Source organism: Prosthecodimorpha hirschii (assembly GCF_001305515.1).
Lineage (GTDB): Bacteria > Pseudomonadota > Alphaproteobacteria > Rhizobiales > Ancalomicrobiaceae > Prosthecodimorpha > Prosthecodimorpha hirschii.
In genome coordinates, this window is the sequence record NZ_LJYW01000001.1 from 5625648 (window position 1) to 5650936 (window position 25289).

At 68.9% G+C, this 25289-nt stretch carries 20 protein-coding genes and 1 tRNA gene; 13 read left to right on the plus strand and 8 right to left on the minus strand.

Going from position 1 to position 25289, the window contains the following annotated elements; genetic code table 11:
* The first annotated feature begins 385 nt into the window (after positions 1-385).
* From ABB55_RS24705 to ABB55_RS30010, 6 genes are all read left to right on the plus strand, one after another.
* Positions 386-1156 (plus strand): maleate cis-trans isomerase family protein, encoded by a 771-nt coding sequence (locus tag ABB55_RS24705; protein ID WP_054361196.1) that lies wholly within the window; start codon positions 386-388, stop codon positions 1154-1156.
* Positions 1153-2040 carry a polysaccharide deacetylase family protein gene (locus ABB55_RS24710; RefSeq protein WP_054361197.1) on the plus strand — a complete coding sequence of 296 codons (888 nt, stop codon included), beginning with the start codon at positions 1153-1155 and terminating at the stop codon, positions 2038-2040. Before ABB55_RS24705 ends, ABB55_RS24710 begins: the two co-directional genes overlap by 4 nt.
* A 187-nt stretch (positions 2041-2227) precedes the next feature.
* Positions 2228-3286, plus strand: coding sequence for a TRAP transporter substrate-binding protein (locus ABB55_RS24715; protein ID WP_054361198.1), 1059 nt, complete (start codon positions 2228-2230; stop codon positions 3284-3286).
* Between the two features lie 306 nt (positions 3287-3592).
* Positions 3593-4183, plus strand: a complete 591-nt coding sequence (locus tag ABB55_RS24720) for a TRAP transporter small permease subunit (protein WP_054361199.1) — start codon at positions 3593-3595, stop codon at positions 4181-4183.
* Entirely contained in the window at positions 4180-5484 is a 1305-nt protein-coding gene (locus ABB55_RS24725; RefSeq protein ID WP_054361200.1) for a TRAP transporter large permease, read from the plus strand. The genes ABB55_RS24720 and ABB55_RS24725 overlap by 4 nt, the downstream gene beginning before the upstream one ends.
* A 7-nt stretch (positions 5485-5491) precedes the next feature.
* A complete protein-coding gene (locus ABB55_RS30010) occupies positions 5492-6226 on the plus strand; it encodes an aspartate/glutamate racemase family protein (protein ID WP_054361201.1) in 735 nt (244 codons plus the stop codon).
* A 44-nt stretch (positions 6227-6270) separates the two neighbouring features.
* On the opposite strand, the gene pcaF is transcribed toward ABB55_RS30010, so the two are convergent.
* Positions 6271-7476: a 3-oxoadipyl-CoA thiolase gene (pcaF, locus tag ABB55_RS24735; RefSeq protein WP_054361202.1), complete on the minus strand. Its 1206-nt coding sequence runs from the start codon at positions 7474-7476 to the stop codon at positions 6271-6273.
* Between the two features lie 619 nt (positions 7477-8095).
* On the opposite strand from pcaF, the gene ABB55_RS24740 reads away from it, so the two are divergent.
* The gene (locus ABB55_RS24740; RefSeq protein WP_160321316.1) at positions 8096-8986 is read left to right on the plus strand and encodes a nucleoside hydrolase; all 891 of its coding nucleotides are present in this window, start codon (positions 8096-8098) and stop codon (positions 8984-8986) included.
* Positions 8987-9194: 208 nt separating this feature from the next.
* Here ABB55_RS24740 and ABB55_RS24745 read toward each other — a convergent pair whose 3' ends face one another.
* From ABB55_RS24745 to ABB55_RS24760, 4 genes are all read right to left on the minus strand, one after another.
* Positions 9195-10589, minus strand: a complete 1395-nt coding sequence (locus ABB55_RS24745) for an alpha/beta hydrolase family protein (protein WP_200912067.1) — start codon at positions 10587-10589, stop codon at positions 9195-9197.
* Between the two features lie 720 nt (positions 10590-11309).
* The gene (locus tag ABB55_RS24750) at positions 11310-11816 is read right to left on the minus strand and encodes a YciE/YciF ferroxidase family protein (RefSeq protein ID WP_054361204.1); all 507 of its coding nucleotides are present in this window, start codon (positions 11814-11816) and stop codon (positions 11310-11312) included.
* A gap of 1019 nt (positions 11817-12835) precedes the next feature.
* Positions 12836-12911 (minus strand) — tRNA-Lys (locus ABB55_RS24755).
* A 244-nt stretch (positions 12912-13155) separates the two neighbouring features.
* Positions 13156-14343, minus strand: coding sequence for a hypothetical protein (locus ABB55_RS24760; protein ID WP_152982173.1), 1188 nt, complete (start codon positions 14341-14343; stop codon positions 13156-13158).
* Between the two features lie 254 nt (positions 14344-14597).
* Here ABB55_RS24760 and ABB55_RS24765 point away from each other — a divergent pair, with 254 nt between their 5' ends.
* Positions 14598-15227 (plus strand): DUF4384 domain-containing protein, encoded by a 630-nt coding sequence (locus ABB55_RS24765; RefSeq protein WP_083463921.1) that lies wholly within the window; start codon positions 14598-14600, stop codon positions 15225-15227.
* Between the two features lie 211 nt (positions 15228-15438).
* Positions 15439-16626, plus strand: coding sequence for a DUF4384 domain-containing protein (locus tag ABB55_RS24770; protein ID WP_054361207.1), 1188 nt, complete (start codon positions 15439-15441; stop codon positions 16624-16626).
* Between the two features lie 274 nt (positions 16627-16900).
* On the opposite strand, the gene ABB55_RS24775 is transcribed toward ABB55_RS24770, so the two are convergent.
* Positions 16901-17785: an OmpA family protein gene (locus ABB55_RS24775; RefSeq protein ID WP_054361208.1), complete on the minus strand. Its 885-nt coding sequence runs from the start codon at positions 17783-17785 to the stop codon at positions 16901-16903.
* Between the two features lie 534 nt (positions 17786-18319).
* Here ABB55_RS24775 and ABB55_RS24780 point away from each other — a divergent pair.
* The 4 genes from ABB55_RS24780 (at position 18320) to ABB55_RS24795 (ending at position 23873) form a co-directional block, all read left to right on the plus strand.
* Entirely contained in the window at positions 18320-19879 is a 1560-nt protein-coding gene (locus ABB55_RS24780; RefSeq protein ID WP_054361209.1) for a trypsin-like serine protease, read from the plus strand.
* A gap of 153 nt (positions 19880-20032) precedes the next feature.
* Positions 20033-21430, plus strand: coding sequence for a serpin family protein (locus ABB55_RS24785; RefSeq protein WP_054361210.1), 1398 nt, complete (start codon positions 20033-20035; stop codon positions 21428-21430).
* Positions 21431-21533: 103 nt separating this feature from the next.
* Positions 21534-23048 (plus strand): caspase family protein, encoded by a 1515-nt coding sequence (locus ABB55_RS24790; protein WP_152982174.1) that lies wholly within the window; start codon positions 21534-21536, stop codon positions 23046-23048.
* Between the two features lie 213 nt (positions 23049-23261).
* Positions 23262-23873: a hypothetical protein gene (locus ABB55_RS24795; protein ID WP_152982175.1), complete on the plus strand. Its 612-nt coding sequence runs from the start codon at positions 23262-23264 to the stop codon at positions 23871-23873.
* Positions 23874-23995: 122 nt separating this feature from the next.
* Here ABB55_RS24795 and ABB55_RS30525 read toward each other — a convergent pair whose 3' ends face one another.
* Positions 23996-24154, minus strand: coding sequence for a hypothetical protein (locus ABB55_RS30525; RefSeq protein ID WP_160321317.1), 159 nt, complete (start codon positions 24152-24154; stop codon positions 23996-23998).
* A 155-nt stretch (positions 24155-24309) separates the two neighbouring features.
* Positions 24310-25131, minus strand: coding sequence for an ABC transporter permease (locus ABB55_RS24800; RefSeq protein WP_054361213.1), 822 nt, complete (start codon positions 25129-25131; stop codon positions 24310-24312).
* Positions 25132-25289: the final 158 nt, after the last annotated feature.

Genomic DNA, 25289 nt, shown 5'->3' on the forward strand with positions numbered 1-25289 from the left:
ACGAACGTGCCCCGCATATGTGCAGATCGGTGATGAGACTGCCCACATTAATGGCTCGGATTGTCGACAATCCTATGAGACATTGTCGGCGACATGGAGGCGGCGCCGTCCGGCGACCGGACTCCATGGATGGTCTCCACCCGCGGTCCTCACCCGCGGTCTCCCTCCGCAATCTCCACCCGCAAGGCACCGGTATTGACCCCGTGATGCAAGACCAGATGACCCTCGATCCCCGACCGGCGCCGTCGATGTCGCTCCGCTGCGGCGTGCCGCTCGGGGGATGGGGCCGGGCGCCGGTCGGTCTCGCCGGGTGCGGGCGGCAGGGCGTTTCGGTCGCATTCTCGGGTCCGGACCGTTCGGGCGACGGCCGGACAAGGCGGCGGGCATGACGGCTGCGCTTCCCGATCCGGTCGCGCCGATGCTCGCCTTGCCCGCGCGGGCGATGGGGGTGATCACGCCTTCGGCCAATCTTGTCGTCGAGCGGGTGACGGCGGCGGTGCTGAAGAGCTTTCCGGACATCTCCGCGCATTATTCCCGCTCGCCCGTGCGCGGCTCCAAGGACCCGTTCCCGGCGAGCTACAATCTCGACGGCATGCTCGGCGCGGCCCGGCTCCTCGGCGATGCGTCCGTCGAGGCGATCGTCTGGAACGGCAGCAAGGGCGCCAGCATCGGCTTTGCCCACGACCGGGATCTGGCCGCGGCGATCACGCGCGAGACCGGCATCGCGGCGACCACCTCGGTCTTGGCGATCGACGCGGACCTGCAAAGGCGCGGCATCACCCGGGTCGGCGTCGTCACGCCCTATCGGCGGGACGAGCAGGAACGCCTGTGCGCCGTGCTGGAAGCGGAGGGCTACCGGGTCGTCGCCGAGGCCCATTCCGGCGTCGCCGACAATCTCGCCTTCATGCGCGTGCCGCCGGCCGAGATCGCCGCCATGGTCGGGCAGGTGGCCGCGGCGCGGCCTGAGGCGGTGCTGACGCTGTGCACCAACTTCCCGGCCGCCTTTCAGGTCGCCGCCCTGGAGGCCGCGATCGGATTGCCGGTCTACGACACGACGCTGGCCGGGGTCTGGGCCGGTCTCGTCGCCGTCGGCATCGACACGCGCCCCGGCGCGGCTGCCTGGGGCCGGATGTTCGTCGGAGGCCGCCCATCATGAAGCCCGCCTTCCCGAACGATCGCTATGGCTACGTGCCGATCACCCGCTTCACGGATTTCCGATGGCCGAACGGCGCGCGGCTGGCGCTCTTCGTCTGCCTCGGCATCGAGGACTACACCCCCGATAGCGGCCAGACCGAGAACCTGATCGCCGGCACCCCGGCGCCCGACTGGGTCAACCGCTCCTGGCGCGACTACGGCAACCGGGTCGGCGCCTTCCGGCTGATCGATCGGCTCGCCGAATTCGGCATCCGGCCGGCCGTACTGCTCAACACCGCCGTCTACGACACGGCCCCGGACCTGATCGCCCATGCCCGTGCGGCGGGCGCGGAGATGATCGGCCACGGGCTGACCAATTCGCACAGCCTCGCCGGGATGGGGCCGGACGAGGAGGCAGCCTATGTCGGCGCCGTCGCGGACCGGATCGAGGCGGAGGAGGGGCGGCGGCCCGGCGGCTGGTCGAGCATGTGGCTCGCCCACACGCCGACGACGCTCGCCTCGCTGCGCGGTGCCGGCTACCGCTACCTGCTCGACCTGCATCTCGACGACCGCCCGGTCTGGCTCAAGGCCGGCGACGACCGCATCCTGGCGCTGCCCTACGGGCTGGAACTGAACGACAGCTCCACGGTGATCGGCCGAAACGCCAGCGCGGCGGATTTCGAGTGGATGATCGTCGATGCCTTCGACGAGATGCGAGCCGCTGCCGCGCATCAGCCGCTGGTCATGAGCATCGTGGTCCACTCCTTCATTTCCGGCCAGCCGTTCCGGCTGCGCGCGCTGACCCGCGCGCTCGAGCATATCGCCGGTGCCGGCGATGCCGTCTGGCTGGCCACCCCGGCCGAGATCGCCGCCGTCATCGAGGAGGATCCGCGCCGTGCGCCATGATCCGTTGCGGCTCGACCGCTTTGCCTTATCCGCAGGCGGGTACGAAAGTGGCATCTGCCCAGAAAGTGGGCGTCAGGGCCGCCCGGCCGGCGTCGCGCCGACGCCGTCCTTGCCGTCGACCGCGCCGGATCGGCGTGGCCCCGCCATTGCATTTCAACCGCCTCGTTCCACCCGGAGGTTCCCGCGCATGTCGAAGTCCCTGTCCCTGCTTGCCGCCGGCCTTGCCGCCGCGCTGATCGGTGCCGCCCTGCCGGCGGCGGCCGAGGCGCCGACCTCGATCCGCATCGCCGGGAACTTCTCCTCGAATTCCAAGCATGTCGACAATATCGAGAAGCCCTTCTTCACGGCCCTGCCGACCACCACCGGCCTGAAGCTGGAGGTCAACTACAACCCGATGGACGTGGTCGGCGTGAAGGCGCAGGACGCGCTGCGCCTGCTCCGCTCGGGCGCCTTCGACGTGATGTCCGTGCAGATCGGCATGGCTTCGCGCGACGATCCCTTCTTCGAGGGGCTCGACCTGATCGGCGTCTCGACCAACATGGTCGACCTGAAGAAGGCGGTGGAATCCTACCGCGAGGCGTTCGACAAGCGCCTGCAGGAGAAGTTCAACGCCAAGGTGCTGACGCTGTGGCCGTTCGGGCCGCAGGTCTTCTACTGCAACGCCCCGATCAAGTCGCTCGACGACATGAAGGGCCTGAAGGTCCGCTCCTTCACCCCGTCCATGGCGGCGCTGATCCAGACGCTCGGCGCCACGCCGGTGACGCTGCAGTTCTCGGAGGTCTATCCGGCGCTGCAGCGCGGCGTCGCCAATTGCGGCGTGACCTCGCCGACCTCGGGCAATTCCGGCAAGTGGCCGGAGGTCACCAGCCACTTCCTGCCCCTGTCGGTCTCCGGCTCGGTGCAGGGCCACTTCATGAATCTCGACTACTGGAAGAAGTTCTCGCCCGCCGAACAGGCCAAGATCGCCGCGGCGTTCAAGACCATGGAAGACCAGATGTGGGCCCTGGCGGTGACCGCCAACGAGGATGCGGCCAACTGCAATATCGGCAAGGAGCCCTGCAAGGAGGGCACCAAGGCCGGCATGACGCTGGTCGAAGTCTCCGCCGCCGACCAGAAGAAGCTCGACGACGCCGTGACCAAGGTGGTCCTGCCGATCTGGAAGGAAGCCTGCAACCGCGTCGATCCGGGCTGCTCCGAGACCTGGAACAAGACCGTCGGCGCCGCCCGCGGCTTCAAGATCGACTGACCGCAGTACCGGGCCGGCGGCGCCGTGATGTCGCGCCGGCGGCCCACCCCCGACCGGCCGGCATCCGATCGGTCGGCATCCGATCGGCCGGCATCCGATCGGCCCGCCACCCGACCGACCGCCACCCGCTCGGCCCGCTGCCCGCCCGGGTATTGGGCCGACCGGACGGTGTCCTGGGCGCTGTTTCCCGGACCGCCCGGCGGGGGGCATGGATCCGCCGCCGGCCGCACCACCGTTCTCCGGCGCAGAACCGGAGACCCCGCTGCCCTCTCCGCATCACTCCGAGCCGTGCCCCTGGAGGGCCCCATGGACAATCCCATCACGCGCGTCATCCAGCCGGTGGCGCGGCTCGCCGCCATTCTGTGCGGTTACGGCATCCTGCTCCTCGCCGTCGCGATCGGCGTCGAGGTGATCGGCCGCAAATGGTTCGCCTTCTCGCTGCAGGGCGTCGACGATTTCGGCGGCTTCGCGCTGGCCATCACGGCCGCGATCGGCGCCTCCTACACGCTCGCCCATCGCGGCCATACCCGGATCGACGTGTTCCTGCTGCGCATGCCGGCCTTCTGGCAGGCGGTGCTGAACGTCGCCGCCATGGTCACCTTCGCGGTCTTCGCGGTGTTCGCCTTCTTCCAGGCCGTCTCGGTCTGGCGGGAGAGCCAGCTCTTCATGAGCGTCGCCGACAGCCCGCTGCAGACGCCGCTGATCTATCCGCAGGGCGCCTGGGTGTTCGGCCAGTTCCTGCTCGCGATCTTCGCGCTCGCCTTCGCGGTCCACGCGCTGCTGCTCTTCGCCGGCGACCGCAAGCGCCTCAACCGATTCTATGGCCCGGCCACCGTCGACGAGGAAGTCGAAGCCGAACTCGAGGCGCGGCGCGCCCGCGAAGGGACCCCGTCATGATCACTGCGACCGGCGCCACGCTCGGCTTCTTCCTGATGATCGGCCTGATGGCCATCGGCCTGCACATCGCCTTCGTGATGTTCGCGATTGGCGCGCTCGGCGCCATCTTCTATCTCGGCACGCCGGCCCTGCTCGCCTTCGGCAACCAGTTCTGGGGCGCGACCAACAATTTCGTCCTGGTCGCCATCCCGCTCTTCGTCCTGCTGGGTGAGATCCTGGTCAAGGCCGGCTTCACCGACCGCATGTACAAGGCGCTCGGCGACTGGCTGTCGCCGCTGCCGGGCGGCCTGCTGCACACCAATATCGGCGCCTCGGCCATGTTCGCCGCCGTATCGGGTTCGTCGGTGGCAACTGCCGCCACGATCGGCACCGTCGCGCTGCCGGCCTTCCGCAACCGCGGCTACGACGACCGGCTGGTGCTCGGCACGGTCGCCGCCGGCGCCACGCTCGGCATCCTGATCCCGCCGTCGATCAACATGATCATCTACGGCGCGATGACCAACACCTCGGTCGGCCAGCTCTATGCCGCCGGCGTCATCCCCGGCATCGTGCTGACGGGCCTGTTCATGCTGGTCACGATCGTGCTGTGCCGGCTGCGGCCGTCGCTCGCCGGCGAGCGGCTGCCGCCGGCGCCCCTGGCCGAGAAGATCGCCCGGCTCAAGGACCTGATGCCGCCGCTGATCATCTTCGTCCTGGTGATGGGCTCGATCTATCTCGGCTGGGCCACTCCGACCGAATCCGCCGCCGTCGGGGTGATCGCCTCGTTGGCGCTCGCCGCCAGCGTCGGCCGGCTCAATTTCCGCATGCTGCACGAGTGCTTCATATCGACGGTCTCGGTGACGGCGATGATCATGCTGATCGCGGCCGCCGCCTTCTATCTGAACTTCGTGCTCGGCGTGATGGGCGTGCCGCAGGCGCTGGCCGCCATGATCAAGGGGCTCGGCGCCAACCAGACCGTCTTCCTGATCGTGATGACGGTCTTCTACCTGATCCTCGGCTGTTTCCTCGACGCGCTCGCCATGGTCATCGGCACCATCCCGATCGTCTTCCCGATCGCGCTGCAGATGGGCATCGATCCGGTCTGGTTCGGCATCTATCTGGTGCTGATGGCCGAACTGGCTCTGATCACCCCGCCGGTCGGCATGAACCTCTACGTCGTCCAGGGCATCCGCGGGCGCGGCCTGATCACCGACGTGATCGTCGGCACGCTGCCCTATCTCTTCATGATGCTGTTGCTGGTCGTCATCCTGGTCGCCTGGCCGGGCCTGGCGCTCTGGCTGCCGCAGCAATTCTACAAGTGAGGCGGCGATGCGCCTTCTGGTGATGAATGCCAACACCACCGCCTTCGTGACCGAGCGGGCCGCCGAGGCGGCCCGCCGGCTGGCCTCGCCGGGCACCGAGATCGTCGCCGCGACCGGCGCCTTCGGGGCCGCCATCATGGCGAGCCGCACCGAATGCGCGATCGGCGAGCACGCCGCGGTCGACCTCGCGGCCCGCCATGCCGACGGCATCGACGGCGTCCTGATCGCGGTCTCCTACGATACCGGGCTCGGCGCGCTGCGCGAGATGCTGCCGGTTCCCGTGCTGGGCATGACCGAGGCGGCGCTGCTCGCCGCCTGCACGCTCGGCGGCTCGATCGGCCTCGTCTCCTTCGGGGCGCGGGTGCAGCCGATCTACCGCGAGCTGGTCGCCCGCTACGGGCTGTCCGGCCGCATCGCCGCCTGGACCAATCTCGAAACCACCGCCGCCTACAAGCCCGGCGACACGAGCGCGCTCGACGCGGACCTCGCCGAGGCGGCTTGCGCGCTGGCCGGGCAGGGGGCCGAGGTGGTCGTTCTGCTCGGGGCCGTCATGGCCGGTGCCTCGTTCCGGATAGAAGACAGGGTCCCGGTCCCGGTGCTCGACGGCATCCGGGCCGGCCTGCCTATGCTGGAGGCGCTGATCCGGATGCGACCGCTGAAGGCCCGGACCGGCAGTTATGCCGGCCTGACCGGCCGGGCGCTGTCCGGCGTCGATCCGGCGATCGCCCGCCTGATCGGCTGACGCCGGCGGGGACCGGGGGCAGGGTGCCGGAAGGGCGCCCCCGCTCAGGACACCCGTTCGATCGCCAGGCTGACGCCCTGGCCGACGCCGACGCACATGGTGGCGAGGCCGACCCGGCCGCCGCTCGCCTCCAGCTGGCGCAGCACCGTGCCGGCGAGGCGCGCGCCGGACATGCCGAGCGGGTGGCCGAGCGCGATGGCGCCGCCGTTCGGATTGACGTGCTCGGCATCCTCGGCGAGCCCGAGCATGCGCAGCACCGCGACCGCCTGCGATGCGAAGGCCTCGTTGAGCTCGATCGCGTCGAAGGCGCCGATGGTCAGGCCGAGCCGCGCCATCAGCGTCTGCGTCGAGGGCGCCGGGCCGATGCCCATGATCCGCGGCGCCACCGCCGCCGAGGCGAGGCCGAGCACGCGGCCGCGCGGGGTGAGGCCGTATTTCTCCACCGCCGCCGCGGAGGCGAGCACCAGCGCTGCCGCGCCGTCATTGACGCCGGAGGCATTGCCGGCCGTCACCGTGCCGCCGGCCTTCACGATCGGCTTCAGGCGGGCGAGCGTCTCGGGCGTCGTGTCCGCGCGCGGATGCTCGTCGCGCTCGAAGGCGACCGGCCCGGCCTTGCCGCCCGGCACCGACACGGCGACGATCTCGCCGGCATGGAAGCCGGCCGCCGCGGCGCGCGCGGTGCGCTGCTGCGAGCGCAGGGCGAAGCCGTCCTGCGCCTCGCGCGAGACCTGGAACTCTTCGGCGACGTTCTCGCCGGTCTCCGGCATGGAATCGACGCCGTACTGCGCCTTCATGACCGGGTTGATGAAGCGCCAGCCGATGGTCGTGTCGAACACCTCGGCCGAGCGCTGGAAGGCTTCCTGGGCCTTGCCCATGACCAGCGGCGCCCGGGTCATCGATTCGACGCCGCCGGCAATGGCGAGATCGAGTTCGCCAGCCTTGATCGCGCGCGCTGCGGTGCCGACCGCGTCGAGGCCGGAGGCGCACAGCCGGTTCAGGGTGACGCCGGGAACGGACGGGTTGAGACCGGCCAGCAGGGCGGCCATGCGGGCGACGTTGCGGTTGTCCTCGCCGGCCTGGTTGGCCGAGCCGAAGAAGACCTCCTCGGTCGCCTCGATCAGGACCGGGTTCCGGCGCGCCAGTTCGCGGATCGGCGCGGCAGCCAGATCGTCGGTACGCACGCGGGCGAGCGAGCCGCCGTAGCGGCCGATGGCGGTGCGCACGAAATCGCAGATGAAGACCTCGGCCATGTGATCCCTCCCTTGCGACGGCGCTGCCGCCTCGGACGCAGCCCCGACGATCGCAGCCTCGACGGTTCCGGCCCGCCCACGCTTTTGCAGTGCGGTATGGGATCGGCGTCGCATCGTCAATCCGTCCGGCGAAGCAGGGTGTCATGCGCGTTCGCAAGAGGCCCGTCCGGAAACCCGAAGCGCGCGGTCCCGGCCACCGATCGCGGTCGCGACGCGATCGTCCCTTCGCCGATCGAGAGGCGCTCGGACGGCATCGCGACCGAAGCGGACGCCCAAGCCCTGCGGTCCGGTTGCAGCCAGACCTGCAGCCTTTTGGCAATGAATGGGTAATGATGACGTAACGAAAATTCTGTTGTCTTTTCCGATCTTCCGCAGCGAAAATCAAAATTAAGCGGCCGCGGATAGGAATCATCCGTCGAGACAACGGCGATATGCTGCTCGTGTACAGCTATTTGAACTTGAATGCGATACAAAGAGGGGGTGTTCGATGCGTCTAGGGAAACGGGCGGGACTGGCAGTACTGGGAGGACTGGTCGCGGCGCTGCTGGCGGCATGCCAGCCTGAATCGCAGATGGGGCAGCCGGTCGCGAATGATGTCACGCCGCGCGCGGACTGCACGGTGATCGATACCGACTTCGATATCGACGACATGATGGCGATCCCGATCGTGATCGGAAACCGCCACGTGGCGGCGATCATCACGTCGGAGGGCTATACGCGGGCCGAGGCCGGGGCCGCCGCCCTGTCGCGCCTGATCGCGGAGCCGGGCCAGCGCGCGATTCCCGTCATCGCCGGGGCGAACAGCGACCGCGATCCGGCCGATATCGCCAAGACCTGGCCGTGGCTGCAGTATTTCCGAAACGCCATGAACCGGGCGAACAACTTCCTCGCCGTCGCGCCGCCGATCGCCGCCAACAAGCCGGACTTCGTGGAGGCGCTGGTCGCCGCGACGTCGTCCTGCAAGACGGTCGACTTCGTGATGATCGGCAGCTACTCGTCCTTCGCCAAGTATAGCCCGGCACTGTCGACCAAGATCGCCCATGTCGTCAGCATGGGCAAGCCGATCGGAGACCCCGCGCAAAGGCCGGGCAATTTCTCCTTCAATTGCGAATACGATATGCCGGCCTGTGAACTGGCGACGCGGCAGATCAAGTCCTACAAGGGCATCTGGGTCGACGTGCCGCGCAACAAGCCGGTGCGCTACGAACCGTCCCTGGCCATGGTCGAGGGCTTGAAGGATGCCGGTCTTCCGGGCACCCTGAAGGCCGCGCTCCTGGGCAAGCGCGATACCTGGGATCCGGTCAAGGTCGCCAAGGAAGCCGGCGGACCGGGCGGCCTCTCCCTGCTCTGGGACCAGAGCGCATCGCTCTATCTCCTGCACCCGGAGGCCTTCGTTCCGGTCGGCGGTCATTTCGAGCCGCGGCTCGTGGGCGATTCCGACGAGGCGACCCTGGCCTCCATGCGCCGGATGTGGACCGACGACACCAACCGGGCCGTCACCTACAAATAGGCCGATCGAACCCGACGGTTATCGCTTCTCCCGTGCAGGCCCCGACCGTCCAGGTCGCCGGGCCTGCCGTTTTTTGGGGGATCTTTTTCCGTCCGGGCCGGTCGGCGGTTCCGTCCGTCGGCCCGGCAACCGCAACACCGAAACCGGCCGCGTTCGGATCCGTGTAGATCGACCGCGGCCGGCTTCGGAGGCGTTCAGGCGCCCGGCGCTACTTGTTCAGGCTGGCGAACCACTCGACGACATTCTCCTGACCATCGAGCGTCGTCCCGTCGCCATAGAGCGAAGCCAGGAAGGTGCCGCGATGGCTGGCGCCCGCGACGGCCGCTCCGCTGGCAAACCGGCCGCCCGCCGCCAAGGCACGGCGCGACATGGCCGGCCGGATCGCCTCGTCGGCCAATCCGTAGTAGAACCGGATCGGCGCGTCGTAGCGCTGGACATTGGCGATGTTGAGTCCGATCTGCCGCAGGAAGGCGCTGTTGCGATCGTCCGTGAAGCGGTCGAAGAACCCGGGCACGAGCAGGGTCTCGCCCGTCGGGAACGGCTTGGAGCGATCGAAGTCCAGGGCGTAGTCGGCCCAGTATTTGAGCGCGAGATCGTGGAATTCGGGCCGGGTCGCGCTTTTGATCAGTCCGTCCAGGCCATAATACTGCTGGTAGCTGCCCAGCGCGATGATCATGCAGAGCGAGATCCAGTTCGGCGCGGCCGGATAGTCCTTGGCGCCCTCGAGCGGCGGGAAGGTCTGGGCGCCGGCCCAGTAGCGCCAGGATTCGGTCAGATCATTGAAGGGGCTCTGCACGGCCGAGGCCGTGATGGTCCGCGACTGACGGCGCAACTCCTGGTGCAGCCACTGGGTGTTGAGGGCACCCTGCGACCAGCCGTTCAGGAACAGCCGGCCGGGCTCCGCCTTGAGCGACTTCATCGCTTCGAGACCCACCTCCAGGATGTCCAGGCAGGTGCGCACGGTCGCATCCTTGACCGCATAGGCCTCGCCGCGGCCGGCACGGAACGGACCCTTGCCGAGATAGTCGGCGGCGATCACCGCATAGCCTTGGGCGGCGAAGCGCTGGATGTTGAACAGCGTTTCGAGCGAATCCTTCTCGTCGCTCATCCGATAGGCCGGATCGGCCAGGAGGACCATGTTGGACGGCACCTGATCGAAGGACAGGATGGTGCCATGCTGCCAGGACAGCACCGGAAGCGGGCCGCTGACGCCGACCGGCAAGGCCAGAAGCCCGCTGATCTTGACCGCTTCGCCGGTCTCCGGAACGGTCATCGTGGTCACGAGGCGATGCAGGTCGACATCGTAGCGGGCGCCGTGCTTGCGGCTGTCGAAGGCGGGCAGGATGACCGGGCGATTGAAGTGCGGGAAGGCCTCGGCCACCATGGCATCGAGGCGGCCAGCCGTGACGCGGGCCGTGGCGTCGATGAGCCCCTTGGCCTTGGTGCTGCCGTCGGCGCGGGCCGGCCCGGCCATCGACAGGCCGGCGACGACCGCGCAGGCGCCCTTCAGCAGGTCGCGCCGGCTGCCCGAGAGCGGCGCCCGCCCGCGGGTCGGTTCGGCAGCGGATCCGGTCTGCGGAAGCGGTGTGGAGGATGCCGTCATGTAGGTTCGTCCTGTTCTCGGTTTTGGGCTCGAAGACATGGTCCCGCGCATTCCCATCGACGGTGATGCCGGTGTCCGGCGCGGAGCGAACGGCGGCCGCCGATCGCCTCGAGGCGCCCGGATCGGCGGGCCGTTGCCGGGGCGGTCCTTGCGAGCGATCGTAAGGGAAGGCCGGTTACCGATTGTGCTCTTGTCGGCCTCCGCGCTACCGCCATGTCGGGCCGGCGGTGCCGGCATCGGGCGGGGCGTGTCGGTCGGGGACGCTCCAACGAACAGGGATTGTCCAGCAAGCCGAGGGGATTACGCCCTGGCACGCGCGCGGTCGGGCGTCGGGCGCTTCGAGTGCGTCAAATAGACGCATGTAGGTTCGGCCATCCGGATTGTTTCCGAAAATTCAGAAAGCAATATATCTCAAAGGGATAATCAAGCACCCAAACCGGTCCCGTCGGAGCCTTCGCGCAGGCGGCCGCAACGGAATCGACTGCGCAAATGGCGCTGCATCGATGTGGCGACGCCGAGGTCGCCCGCTCGCGCACCGGTTCAGCGGCCGGTATGGCGTCGACCGCATCGTGCCGGACATTCGAACGCCGTGGCGGCGTCGGCAGACGTCGCCACGGCGCTGATCCTCGGCGGGATCGGGCCTGTCGGTTCCGCCGGGAGGGCGGGGGCGGAGAAGCGGACCGCCGGCACGCGGCCGCCCGTCGCGCCACCGCCGGCAGGTCAGGCGGCGGCCTTTTTCGCCTTCGCCTTCGCGTTGGCGGAAGTGTCCGCCAGTCCGGTCAGGGCCTTGTCGGTCGACTTCTCCTCCGCGAGCGTCTCGGCGAGGAGCTTCGCCGCCTCGGACATGCCGAGATCCTGCGCCCAGCGATGCAGCGTGCCGTAGCGGGTCATCTCGTAGTGCTCGACCGCCTGGGCGGACGAGATCAGGCCGGCATCGAGGGCGGGCGAGCCCTTGTACTCTTCGAGGATGTCTTCGCCCTCTTCGAGGATGCCTTCGATCGCCGCGCAGGTCTTGCCGACGGCGCGCTTGCCGAGCAGTTCGAAGATCTGCTGCAGCCGCTCGATCTGGCCCTGGGTCTCGTCGCGATGCTTCTCGAAGGCTGCCTTGAGTTCCGGCGACGTTGCGCCGCGCGCCATCTTCGGCAGCGCCTTCAGGATCTTCCGTTCCGCGTAGTAGATGTCCTTGAGGGTGTCCAAAAAGAGATCGTCGAGGGTCTTGGAGACCATGATGGTGTCCTCCGGTTGGTTGAGGTTGGGGGCAGTGTTGATGTCGCAAGGGATGGCGTCCTCGCCTGGCCGCACCCGAAGCCCCGGCCGTTCGGTCAGGCGATCGGCGTTCGGTCGGGCTGGCGCCGTTCGGTCGGGCCGGCGCCGGGCGGGGCTCGACGGCGGCCGGCATGGCGTCGGCGCGATCGCGCGGTCGTCCCGTCCGGGGCGGCGGCCGCGCTCGCCATGAGGCCGCCGGTGCACGGCGGACGCCGGGGTGGAGGAATGGCGGCACAAGCCTCTTGCGCCGTTTCGGCGGACTTCTCCGGCCGTGACTTTGGTCTCTCTGGCACCGGCCCGATCGGCTTCGGCTTGGATTTTGCCCTCGGCTTCGCTCAGGCCGGCGCCTGCGGGGCCCGAGGGACGCCCCTATCGCATGAACAGGAACAGAAGCAGGATGATCGGAATCGGAATTCCGATGAGCCACAACAGAATGCCGCGTCCCATGATGTTCTCCCATCTTTATGGTTTGGAGACAGAAGAACGCGGCCGATCGGCTTCGGTTCCTTGCGGGAGAAGCGATTGGACTCGAATGCGCGGGCGGATAATGCTTCAGCTTGAGGTTAGGCGGTGCTGGGGCGAGCGGCCGAATGCACGGTCCCGATCGCATAATGCTTCAGGCGCCCAGGGCCCCTGGTGACCAGGAGCCGACATTTGCGCCCCGCAGGTGTCAGGTTTTGCCCACGAAATCAAATTGCGGGGGATTCGGACGCGGGAGACGGGTGGGGTCCATCCACCTCGAGCGAACCATCGGGCCGACGGATGGGAATCAGGGCAGCGTCCGCGTCATGCGCCGGCGCCACAGGAACTCGGATGTCTGTCGACGCTCGGTGAGACGCGGGGCAAGCCGAATGCGCGCAGGACAAGCCGACGCCGGCCGTGCATGCGCGGCCCTCTCGCCGGTCTGACGCTTCACGTCACCGCCCCGTCGCCCCTTGGGGCGGACTGTTTCGACCGTACGATATCTTCCGGGAGGGGGGTGGTGGGCGCGACAGGGATCGAACCTGTGACCCGCTGATTAAGAGTCAGCTGCTCTACCAACTGAGCTACGCGCCCGCCGTTTCGGTGTGGCCTTGTCGGCCGGCCCGTCTGCGGTGGGCATCCGTATAGCGACACCCTTCGGGCTGTGCAACACCTAATCCGGCTTCCCCGGTGGAAAACTGCAAGCGCCTGGAAATGCGGGGGGATCGGGCCGCCCGGGCGGTTTTGCCGGGGCGGCGGGACGGCGGCGGCGGCGGCGATCGCGCGGCGGGGGCACCGCCAAGACGGCCGGGATTCAGCCGCAGGGGCGGCGGGCAGGTCAGCTTTGGCGGCGGCCTTTGCGGCGGAACAGGCGCTTCACGCGGTGCCAGTATTTCTGGGCGCCGCGCAGGGGGGCGGGGAGGCGGGTGCGGCGGTTCTCCGGCACCATCACGTCGCCGAGCGCCTCGTCGAGTGCGCGGGCGAGGTCCTCCAGGGTCTCGGGCGACCAGGCCGGGGCGGGCGCCTCTGCGGGCGGGTAGGCCGCGGCGAACAGCTCCGGCTGGCCGAGATGGCGCCGAAGCCATTCGATGTCGTCCATGGAATGGCGCCAGATGGTATCCAGCATCGGCTTCGGCAGCGACCAGCGTGTGCCGCGGATGTTGCGGATCGCCTGGCGGATCGGAAAGCTGCTGCTCGGATGGCGGTAGCGCTCGGCGGCTTGCGTCAGCGCCTCGAGGCTCGGCGCGGCCGCGCGCGGCGGGGCGCCCTCGGCGGCGCGCAGGCGGTCTTCGACTATGTCGTAGTGGGCCTGCAGGAGAAGCAGCGCCTCGGTCGGCGCGCCGCGATTGCTGAAGCTGCCCTGCAGTGCCTCGGCCAGCCCCGGATCGGCGCCGATCGCGGCGCAGAAGTCGGCCAGCAGGTCGCCCTTGACGAAGGCCTTGCGGTCGAACAGCCGCAGGTCGACATGGTCCCGGCCGAAGGCCTCGCAATAGGCCTCGACGCTCGCGCGGTAGTGCGGCAGCAGCTGCGCGTCCTCCGGCCGCTTGTCGAGTTCCCGGGCGAGCTGGGTCTGGGTGATGCCGCGCTTCATCAGTTCCTGGGCGCGGCTGGAGGCCCAGCTGGTCGGGTCGCGCAGATAGGCGACGACTCGGATCTCGTCGAAATGCGGGCCGACGAAATCGCGCAGCGCGAGGCATTTCTCGCGGCTGTAGCGGAACAGACCCTGGCCGCTGATCACCACGGTCGGCGCGCGCGGGTTCGCCAGGCGGTCGCGCACGGCGCCGATCACGGTGGCGGCGTCGTAGTTGGTGTCGCGCCGCTCGATGCCGAGGATGCGGACCACGTCGCCCTTGAGCGGCTCGACCTTGTTGGTGGCGACGACCGTCATCAGGCGGGAATGGTTCTGGCCCATGTCCAGATAGTCGATGCCATGCCGTTCCAGGATCGGGCGGGAGGCGTCGAAGGTGGTCTCGATCGAGGTCGAGCCGGTCTTGGACATCCCGATGTGAAGGACGAGTCTGGGCATCGGTTTGGAAGCTCCGGCCGGTCGAGGAACGCTGCCGGGTTGGTAAGGCCGGCTCCCCGGTTTGGCAACCTCGGGCGGGGGGAGCCGGGCCGAGCGGCCGGCGGTCCGGCGGGGGGGCACCCCCCTTCCCAACGGATTGTCGGGTGGCAAGATGGTTCGGGGTTGCGAGGCTTAACAAGTCGGGGCGGGGCTTCTAGTGTCGTGAATGTAAGAGTTGACGCTCCGTCGGGGCGCCGTTCGGGGGAGGGGACGCCATGGGTCGGATGAGCATTTCGGGTCGGGTGGCTGCAGGCCCGGCCTTCGGGGTCCCGGCCTTCGGGGCTTTCGCCTTCGGCCTGGCGGCCCTGGCGGCGACGCTGGTGGCGCCGGTTTCGGCCTCCGCGCAGGCGGCGCGCGACCTGACGGTGGTGACCAAGCCGGAGCGGCCGCGGCCGCGTCCCGAGGCGGGCGGTGGCGGGTCGGGCGTGTCGGGCCCGGTGACGGTGTCGCTGGTGCCGTCGGGCTCGCCGGTGATCCGGATCGGCGATCCGATCCGGTTCAAGGTGGTGTCGACCCATGCGGGCTTCGGCCATGTCTATGTGATGAGCGCGTCGGGGCGGGTGCAGCTGTGGGCGGAGAACCTGCGGCTCCAGGCCGGGGTGCCGGTCGACCTGCCGCGGCGGGGGCTGGCGATCGTGGCGGCACCGCCGGCGGGCGACGAGACGGTGCTGTTCGTGGCGACGCGCAAGCGCTTCCAGGGCTTCCTCGGCGGGTCGACGACGGCCAATCCGGCGGAACTGCAGATCACGCGGGACAGCCTGCTGCCGACCCTGCAGGGCAAGCTCGGCGTCTTCCCGCGCGAGCATTGGGGCTTCGCCCAGCTGGTCATCCGCGTCACCGAGTGAGGCTGCTCCGGCGGGCCGGCAGGCCTGCCGGGACTGTCCGGCGGGCCGGCGGAGCGGGGGACCGGGTTCCGATCCGGTTCCGGGATGCCTCGGTCCAGCCGAACCGTCCATCGCCTTCTATCCATCGCGTCCGTTCCATCGCTTCCGTTCCAACGTTTCCGAGACCATCCGGGCGGCGCGCGGCGCCGGCCCGCATCCCAAGGAGAGTTCCATGCGCCATTCGATCGCCGTCGCGGGGCTCGCGGCCCTGCTTCTCGCCAGCGCCGCGGCCGTGCCGGCCTCGGCCCAGACGGTGCGCGACCTGTCGGTCGTGCAGAGCCAGGCCTACGAGGCGGTCAAGCCGCGGCCGGGCCCGCTGACGGTGCTGACCCTGCTCGACCGGGCCGACGCGACCTATGCGGTCGGCGAGAGCGTGCGGCTCGGCGTCAAGGTGTCGGAGGACGCCTTCGTGACGGTGGTCAATGTCGGCGCCTCGGGGCGGGTGACGCAGCTGTTCCCGAACGCCTACCAGCCGGACAACCGGGTGCGGGCGGGCGAGACGCTCGAGATCCCGGCGCCGGGCAGCGGCGCGAAGATCACGGTGGGCGGCCAGACGGGCGCGGAACTGATCAAGGTGATCGCGACCTCCAAGCCGGTGCAGATCTTCGCCGACAAGGAACTGGCCGGTTCGGGCATGTTCCGCAGCCTGACGGGCGATGTCGATGCGCTGAACCGCGACCTGGCGGTGGTGGCGGCCAAGCCGCCGGAGGAGACGCGGGTGGCGATCGCCAACCAGATCATCCGGACGATCCCGAGCCGGCTGCCGGGCGGGCCGATGCCGGGGACGATCCTGATCGTGCCGACGCCGCCGGCGCCGGCGGGGGTCTCGGGCGTGGTCTCGGTGCCCAATCCGGGCGTGCCGGTCCCGGTTCCGGGCGTGGCGGTTCCGGGCGGGGCGCCGGGCGTGGTGGTGCCGGTGGCGGTGGCGCCGTCGGCGGTGCCGACCTTCCCGCTGATGCTGGCGGCCGACAAGGCGAGCTACCGGGTCGGCGAGCCGCTGGTGATCGCGGTGACCTCGGTGGCGCCGTGCCATCTGACGGTGGTTTCGGCGAATTCGAACGGCCAGGTGCGCCAGCTGTTCCCGACCGCGCTGATGCCGAACCCGCTGGTGCAGCCCGGGCAGACGCTGTTCGTGTCGGGCGGCGGGGCACCGCAGACGGTGGTGGCGACCGGCCCGGCGCTGGAGACGGTGACGGCGCTGTGCACCAGCGACCCGCGCCCGATCACGCCGGTGAAGACCGCCGGCGAGCCCTTCGCGGAAGCCGACAAGGCCGCCCTCGACCGCGACCTCGCCGTCGTCCCGACCAAGCCCGCCCCCCAGCTCGGCCTCGCCCGCGTCACCATCCAGGTCACCCCGTGACGACGGTCGCCCGGTGACGATTGTCGCTCGGTTGACGACGGTCACGCCGTGACCAAAAGGCCCGCGGTGACCGGCGATCCGGTTGCCCGGTGAGCTCGGACTGAGACCGGCGGCCTCCGACCCGGAGACGGTGCGGAAGGCCCCGGGCCTTGAAGACAGTAAGCGAGGCCGGCGACGCAACTGTCGCCGGCCTCGCTTGCATTTGTGCCGATGGGGCGGCTGGGGCCGGCTCACGGCGGCCTCCATCACCACCGCCCCATCACCACCGCCCCCGTCACCAGAAAGAAACCTCCACCCGCCGGTTGAGCCTGTCGATGGCGTCCTGCGGATAGACGTCGGGGCCCTTGATGGATCGGGGCGCGCGCTTGCCCCGGCCGACGACCTCGAACCGCACCGCGACTCCGGTGGCCATCAGGTGGCGCGCTACCGCGGCAGCGCGCCGCTGCGACAGGGCGAGATTGTAAGAATCGCTACCGCGGAAGTCGGTATGGCCCTCGATCCGGACGAGCGGCTTCTCGAAGGCACGCAGTTTTGCAGCGATCGCATCGAGATCGCGACGGGCGGCAGGCTCGAGCGCGGCGGAGCCGAAGCGGAACAGGAGGCTGGGGGCCTGTTTGCGCCAATGGCCGCATCTGAAGGGCCAGGGGGTGTCGGGCCAGGCGCGCAGGCCGCCGCCCTGTCCTTCTCTGTTGGCGAGGAGATAGGCTTCTTCGGCACGAGCGCGCAGATGCTGCAGCCTCTCGGCCCCTCCGCACGTACCGCCGACCTGATCCACGTGGCTGTCGATGGCTTGGTGATAGGCGCGATCGGCAGCCGCATAGCGGCCGGCCCGAAGATCGAGGTCGGCGAGCCGCCACCAGGCATCCCAAAGGCGACCATGCTCGGCCGCCTGCTCGACCAGGGGGCGGATTCGATCGTCGCCGGCGCCGCGCGCGGACATGTCGTCGACCGCCCGCAGCAGCATGGCGCCATAGGCCCGTCGCGCCTTGGTGGCGACCTCCGCCGGGCAGGCCGCATCGATGGGGACCAACTGCGCCAGGGCCTCGTCGCGCGAACCCGCCTTGACGGCGGTCGACAAACGCTCGAGCCCGTCTCGGCAGTCGGCCGCGTCGGCCGGTTCCGGCACCATGACGAGGGCGCCGAGCGCGATTCCCGCCAAGCCAAGTCGCCTCTGCATGGTCTCTCTCCTGGATGATACCGTCTGCCGGCATGACAATAGCCTTACGGACATCGCCCCCGCCGGCAAGCCGACCGCCCTCGCGCCGCCTTTGCAGGGTGACATTTCGATTGGCGGGGGGCGCCGGATACGATCGTCCGGGTCGTCGAACCTATTCGGGCAATCATGTCGCATTCATTGAAAGCAATGGATCGTGAAAACTGGATCGAATTGTCGAATCTTATGTAAATTGACCCTGCGTGAGATCATGAGATCGGAATAATACGCCATTGATACGTATTTTCATGACGAAGCCACGCTACATGAGCGTGCGGAATCCGTCGATCGGAAGAAATAGAGTGAACCGTTTGACGATTTCGGCGCATGGCCATGGCGTTTTTGTTTGTTCTATAGCTATGGGCCTCGCCTTGCCGGTTGCGCGGGTTTGGGCTCATAGTCTGGCGCAGCGGGGAGGCGCGGAGGTCGTGCCGGCTCCGGACAGAATTCAGGCCTCCAATCGAGACCGGGGGGACGCAGATGGACGTGAAGCAGGTTCTGGGATCGGGCCGGCGCGCCCGCAAGGCGGCGATGCTGGGCGTCGCGTTGGTGACGGGCCTTGCCGCAGGCGAGGCGATCTCGATGCGCACCGGCGTGGCGGCCGAAGCGGATGCGGGTCTCTTGCGCATGGCGCAGGCCGACCCGATGCGCGGGCTCGGCCGGGCTTCGAATTTCGATGAGGAGCCGAGCATCGACGACCTGGCGCGCAGCCGGACGCGCACCGACCGCATTCTCGACGGCAGCCAGGCGGAAGCCGGCAAGTGGCCCAGCATGGCGGCGATCTTCATCCAGCGCCAGGGCGAGAAGCCGTTCAACTTCTGCGGCGGCACGGTCATCTCCGAACGCTGGATCCTGACTGCGGCGCATTGCGCCGCCGCCATGAAGAAGCAGAGCAATGCCAGCTTCTTCATCCGCGAAGGCACCAACGATCTGAACGGCGGCAGCAAGAACGACGTGCAGGTCGCCGAGATCGTCGCCCATCCGGACTATGACGGCTCGAAAACCCTGAACGACGTGGCGCTGCTGCGCCTGGCCGGCGCCGCCAAATCGCCGCGCCAGAGCCTGGCCAGCGGGCCGTTGATGGGCCAGCTGGTGGTGCCGGACCGCAAGGGCACCGTGATCGGCTTCGGCGCCACCTCGGAGGGCGGCGACGCCTCGTCCCAGCTGATGCAGGTCGACGTTCCGGTGGTGAAGCAGAACCGCTGCCAGGAGGTCTACGGCAACGATCGGATCACCAACGCCAATTACTGCGCCGGCTACGACAAGGGCGGCAAGGATTCCTGCCAGGGCGACTCGGGCGGTCCGATGTTCGTGCCCGGCCGCAACGGCGAGTTCCTGCAGGTCGGCGTGGTCAGCTGGGGCAAGGGCTGCGGCCGGCCGAACCTGCCGGGCGTCTATGCCTCGGTCGGCCATTTCGAGCGCTGGATCCGCGAGCGGGTCAGCGATGCCGATTTCCAGGTCCAGCAGGGGCCGGAAAAGCCGGTCGTGGCCGGCACCGAGCAGGCGCTCGGCACCGTCACGCAGGGTGCCCAGACGACCGACAAGCCGAGCCAGAATGCTCAGGTCAAGGTCGAGATCGTGCAGGGGCCGCGGCTGAAGGTCGGCCAGTTCCTGGATATCCGCGTGATCTCTTCGGTCAGCGGCCGGCTTGCCCTGTTCAACCAGGACTCGAATGGCCGCTCCTACCAGATCTTCCCCTCCAAGGGCATGCCGAGCGGCCAGGAGAATGGGGCGATCGCCCGCATCGACGCCGGCCGGCTCCTGGGGGTCCCCTCCGCCAAGCAGCGCCAGCAGGGCTTCCGCTTCCAGGTCACCCCGCCGGTCGGCCCGAACCGTCTGATCGCGCTGGTCCTGCCCGAGCGCGTCAAGGTCGACGACGTGCTCGGCCGCTATGCCGACGGCTCGGACATTCCCAATCTCGACCAGATGCTGGCCGAGCTGGTCGATCGCGAAGTCCGCACCCGCGGCATCCAGGCCGTCAAGGTCGAGGCGCCGACCGACCGTGCGGTGTCCGAGTTCGAATACGAGATCGTCCAGTGAGCCGCCCGGCGCGGCGTCCCGGAACGGGCGCTGCGCCGGTCCGCCGACCCTGGCCCGCAGATCGGGCAGGGCCGGCCGCTTGTCTGGCCCCGAGATGAAGACAGAGCCGCGGCGGATCAGGTCCGACCGTTTGGCCCCCGACGGAGACGACTCATGAACCGCACATCGCTGTGGCTTGCCGGAGCCCTCCTGATCGCCGGCACCTCCGCCGGCCTGTCCGACGATGCGACGCCGGCCGCGGCTGCACCGCCGCCGGCCGGCGCGCCGGCTCCCGCTGCAGCCCCGGCCCCGTCCGTTGCCGCGACCCCGGCGCCCGCCGCCAACGCGCCGGCACCGGCGACCACGGCAGCCCCGCCGGCCACGACGGCCGCCGCATCCGATCCCGGCTGTGCGGCGGGCGGCCCGAGCGGATCGGTCGCCTGGCCGATCGGCGCCGCCGAGAAGGCCATCGGCGCCTCTCAGACCGGCCTCGCCCTCGGGCTCCTGGCCAAGCTCTCGCCGGCCGGCTCGGCCGAGACCGTGACCGTCTCGCCGACGGGTCTGACCGCGGTCCTGACCGCGCTCGAACTCGGTGCCGACGAGCCGATGCGCAAGGGCATCGAGAAGGTTCTCGGCGGGGAGAAGACCCCCGCCAAGGCGGCCGACCTGCGCCGCGCACTGCGCCGTCTGGGCGCCGACAAGCCCGGCACCGGGCCGCTCGCCGCCGCCGATGCGCTGTTCGTCGACGAGGGGCTGGGCCTGAAGCCGGGCATCGCCGAAACGCTGCTGGCGGAAGCCGGCGTCCCGGTCCGCTCGGTCGCGCTGACGACCGATGCGGGCGTCAAGGCGGTCAACGGCTTCGTGTCCGACGCCACCAAGGGGCTGATCCCGACCATCCTCGACACCCCCGGCGCCAACACCGCCATGGTCGCCGTCAACGCCTTCCATTTCCGCGACTGCTGGGCGGTGCCGTTCGATCCGGCCGATACCCGGCCGATGCCCTTCACCGGCGGCGACGGCAAGAAGGCCGAGGTACCGACCATGCGGCTCGACGGCAAGCCGGTCGCCATGAAGGTGCAGGGCCGCTTCGCGGCGGTCGAACTGCCCTATCGCGACGCGCGCTATGCCATGACGCTGGTCACCACCACGGATGCTCCGGCCGACGCCGCCGCCTTCGCCAAGGCGCCGGCACCCGCGCTGCTCGCCGGCGAGGGCCTCGCCGAGGCCGAGATCGAACTTTCGCTGCCGGGCTTTTCGGCGGAGAACAGCCGCGATCTGCTGCCGCTTCTGAAACAGGCCGGTCTCGGCGCCGGCCTCGCCTCGCCGAAGGGCCTGGCCGGCTTCGCCGACGGCCTGTCGCTCTCCGCCATGCTGCAGAAGACGGTCGTCGCGGTCGACGAGGCCGGCACGGTGGCGGCCGGGGCGACGGCTGCGGTCGTCACCCGTTCCGCCGGCCCGCGCCTGCCGCGCGTGACCTTCGACAAGCCGTTCGTCTTCGCGCTGCGCCACAAGCCGACCGGTCTCGTCGTGATGGCCGGTTATGTCGGCCTGCCCAAGGCGGCCGCCAAGTGAACGACGGCCGGCCGGTGCCCGCGCGCGCCGGCCGGTCCTGCCACCAAGCTCCGCCACCAAGCCCGTCACCACGCCCCGTCACCGAGCCGAGGCCCGTGCGATCATGGTCCCTTCAGTCCGAAACGTCATCCTTGCAGCCTTGTTGACCGCCCCCTGGGGACTTGCCGCCGCGCCGGCGGCGGCGCAGGCGGCGCAGGAGGACTGGATGCGCTGCCGCGGCAGCGATGCCGTCGCTGCAATCGAAGCCTGCACGCGGATTGCGGATACCGCGACGCTCTCGGCCGAGACCCGCGCCCGGGCCCTGTTCAACCGCGCGGTCGCCCACGGATCGCGCAAGGATCGCGACCGGCAGAAGGCCGATCTCGACGCCTCGATCCGCCTCCATCCGACGGCGAGCGCCTATTTCGGGCGCGGCCTGTGGCATCGCGACGTGACCCGGAGCGCCGAACGGCAGATCGCCGACTACGACGCCGCCCTGGCGCTCGATCCCCAACTCGTCGGCGCGCTGATGAACAAGGCGACCGTCCTCGGCGATGCCGGCCGCACCCGCGAGGCGATCGCGCTGCTCGACCGGGCGGTCGCGGCCGAGCCGGCCAATGCCGGCGCCTGGAACAATCGCGGCAATCTGAACGGTCGCGTCGACCGGGCTGCCGGCCAGCGCGACTGGAACCGCGCCGGCAAGCTCGATGCCAATCTGGCGGATCTCTACAAGCAGGGGATGCGCACGGTGGTCATTTCGGCCCCGGCCAAGTTCCTCGACATTCCGGGCGACCTCCAGGTCGCCAAGGCGCCCGACGCGCCCGCGCCGGGGCCGTCGCGACCGGAAACCGGCGCGGCCGCGGCGCCGCCGCCGACCACCGGCAACGCCGCCGCGCCGGTGGCCGGCACCGTCGTGCCGCGGGCCGGCCGGCGGGTCGCCCTGGTCATCGGCAACAACGACTATGCCCATATCGACCGCCTCGAGCGGGCGGTTTCGGATGCCGATGCGGTCGCCCGGGTGCTGACCACGATCGGCTACGACGTGCGCAAGGGTACCAATCTCGACCGAAGCGCGATCAATCGCCTGGTGGCCGAGTTCGAAGCCTCGATCGGCAATGCCGACGTGGCCCTGATCTATTATGCGGGTCACGGCATTTCGATCGACAATGCCGGCTATATCCTGCCCGTCGACATGCCGAAGGTCTCCGCCGGAGCGGCGGGGCTGATCCGCGACGAGGCCGTCTCGATCGATGCGCTGATCCAGCGCGCGCGTCGCGCCGGTGGGGCGAAGGTGGTGGCGATCATCGACGCCTGCCGGGAGAACCCCTTTACGGTCGAGGGCGCGCGTGGCGGCGCGCCGACCCGCGGCCTCGGCCGGATCGAATCCCAGAGCGGGACCTTCGTCCTGATGTCGGCCGGCTATGGCCAGCTTGCGCTCGATCGGCTCTCCAAGACCGACCGCGATCCGAACTCGATCTTCACGCGGCGTCTGATCCCCTTGCTTCAGAAGCCGGGGCTGACCCATCTCCAGATCGCCAAGCAGTTGCAGCGCGAGGTGCGCGACCTGGCGCAGAGCGTCAAGCATGTCCAGCAGCCTGCCTTCTACGACGAGATTGCCGAGGACGTGGTGCTGAACTGACGGCCTGCGGGCGGCCGTCCTCGGCCGCCGCGCCCTTACGGCCGGATGCCGGGGCGGCGGCTCCGGCGACCCAAGTCCTTGTTTCCCATTGCCGCATCGTGTCGGAGTGTTTCCGTCCGGCGAGAACTTGCGCTAGGCTCGCGGCGCATTCGCCGGATGGGATGCGGCCCGGATCGCTCGGCCGCCGTTCCACGCGGTGGCCGGGGGGAGGCGATGAGCGACAACGACATCTTTGCCGATCAGCAGGCAATCGCCGCCGATCTCGACCTGCTCGAAGGCTTGTTGTGGGCGCGGGCCACGCTGTCGGAGCGGCTGGCTTCGGCGAGCCTGTCGCGGGACCCGGACGTGCTCGATACGCTGCGTATCGAATCCATGTACCAGTTCGCGGAATTCTTCTTCCTGCTGCGCGCACGCGGGATCGAAGAGGTCGAGCAGATCGAGCAGCTGGCCGACGTGCACAATGCCCATATCGTCGGGCTGACCAAGGATGCCGAGAAGATGCGGCGGCTCGGCTTGCGCAAGCAGCGCCTGCTCGACGCGATGTTCACGTCCGATACCCTGCCGCGGCTGCTGCAGAACTGGCGCGATCGGCCCGGGCAGCTCGACCAGTCGAATCTCGCGCGCTTCCTGGTGACGGTCATGTCGACGGAAACGGCCCGCAAGCTGGCGGTGGCGGCGGCCGAGGGCGGCTTCCTGGATCGGGCCAAGTCCCCCTATGGGACCGTGCTGGTGCGCTCGACCGGCGTCATGGAGCAGATCTTCGGCGCCACGGTGCGCGACCTGCGCGCCAAGATCCTCGCATCACGGGCGGGCGGCGGCGCCTGATCGAAGCCGGCGCGGCAAGGACCGCGGGCGCGACAATAGCCGCCGAGGCGGCGAGGGCGGCCCGAACGGCAACGGCCGCCGGATCGGCGGCCGTCGGGGGCGTCATGGCCGTGGGGTCGGGATCACTGGCACAGCCAGACCTGGCTGTAATAGTCGGGCACCCACTGACAGGTCGGATGATAGAAGCCGTAGATATCGTAGTATCCGGCTTCGGCGACGCCGGCGGCCGCGAGCAGCATGGCGGCGGCGGCAAAAGCAAGGGCGGCATATTTACGGGTCATCGTCGTCTCCCTCAAGTGATCAGGCCGGGATCCGATGCCCGATCCTTGGAGACGACCATGCCGATTGCTGCCGCGCAGCGAAAGACCCGCCGCCTCCCATCGCATTGGCGGGGTCCTCGTGATGTCCCGGCACCCGGGGAGAGACCCGCCGCCGATCAGGACTCGGTCGTCAGCCGCTTGCGGGCGAAACGCTCCAGAGCGAAGCCGATCACCGCGATGCACAGCATGGTGGTGAAGAAGTAGCCGAGGTCGACCGACTTGCTCTCATACTGGCTGTAGAAGGCCGAGCGCGCCAATTCGATCGGATGCATCAGCGGATTCCAGACGATGATCTCGCGCATGGTCGGCGGCATGTAGTCGACCACGAACATCTTGCCCGAGAACAGGTACTGGGCCCGCCGGACGATCGAGTAGGCCTTGCCCCAGACCGGGAAGAAGACCTCCAGCGAAGCATTGAACACGCCGAGAACGAAACCGTACAGCCCAGCCATCAGGATGGCGAAGTAGACGCGGAGGATATCTTTCGGCCAGATGACCTGGTCGGGATAGAAGCCCTGAATGAAGAAATTGTGGCTGACCAGGAAGACATGATAGATCGTCAACATGACGAACATCGTCATGATGAATTCGGTGGCATAGATATCGAACGGGGTGATCACCGGAAAGGCGAGGATGACCTTGTTCTTGGTCATCGAGGCGGAGATGTCGGCTTCCGTACGGTTGAAGCAGTAGAAAACCACGACGCCGTTGAGAAAGAACAGCATCATGCTGCTGCCGAGCGGCGGTGCCGGGTTCATCTCGTAGCGCAGCAGCGACATTCCGACGATGAAGGCGAGCGGTTCGATGAAGATGCCCGCAAAGCCGAGGCGCCCCCGACTGCTCATCATCAATTCGCGATGGAACAGTGCCTTGATGTTATTGTAAAGAAGTGAGGCCGGCGAGCCGTAAGGAGATTTGTGGCTCTTGGCGTGTCCCATGTGATGCGATGCTCCTCGTACAAGAAACGAGTGCCGCTTCTATCATGTGAGGACTTGAGCACAAAGCATCGAAATATGAGATTTCGATAACGCAAGATGACCGAATTGATAACTTCATTGGCCGGGACGGAGTGCGGCGAGCCAGATCTGCGGTCAAT